General features: G+C 32.2%; 1 protein-coding gene. It reads right to left on the minus strand.

Annotated elements, in window-relative coordinates; all coding sequences use genetic code 11:
• Positions 1-12: 12 nt before the first annotated feature.
• A complete protein-coding gene (locus KI369_RS27885) occupies positions 13-381 on the minus strand; it encodes a tyrosine-type recombinase/integrase (RefSeq protein ID WP_238484973.1) in 369 nt (122 codons plus the stop codon).
• Between the last annotated feature and the right edge of the window lie 128 nt (positions 382-509).

Below are 509 nucleotides of genomic sequence, written 5' to 3' on the forward strand. Positions count from 1 at the left end.
AGCCGTTACCGACTAGTGAATTAATAAATTTTTGATATAAACTGGTTTAAAATCTTTTAAAAGAATGTTTTTGAAATAAGGAATAATGTGTTTTTCTACATTGTTCTGATGAGAGAGAAATGTATTTGTTGCTACTGTTCCTTCCTTATATTCATTCAACCAGATAAGAAGGTAATCTTTCAAATGTTCATTACTTGGGCTAGTTCCCTCGCGTAATTGTTTTTCTATTTCTTCAGCTGCTATTTTAGCTTCAGCTTTACTAGCGAAGCCTTTCTTAGATTTTTCACGAGTTTTTCTACTAAGAGGATCTTGATAATATATACGGTATTCCCAAAAGTCTTTAGTAGATCCTTTCTTTTTATATTTATGGAAGGTAGCCATAGGGAAGCTCCTTTCTTTTTTGTTTAAAAAGAGTAGACCGTCGCCTACTCTTTGGTGTTAAATTGCTAGCGCTAGAAATTTAATAATTCTTTACTGCTTGTACAACACGTCCAATAACTTTTACATCT

This window comes from Bacillus sanguinis, from assembly GCF_018332475.1.
Taxonomy (GTDB): Bacteria; Bacillota; Bacilli; order Bacillales; family Bacillaceae_G; genus Bacillus_A; species Bacillus_A sanguinis.

What these genes read in the sequence shown, in the direction of transcription:
- KI369_RS27885 (WP_238484973.1), bottom strand. Translation starts at nt 381, where the DNA reads ATGGCTACCTTCCATAAATATAAAAAGAAAGGATCTACTAAAGACTTT.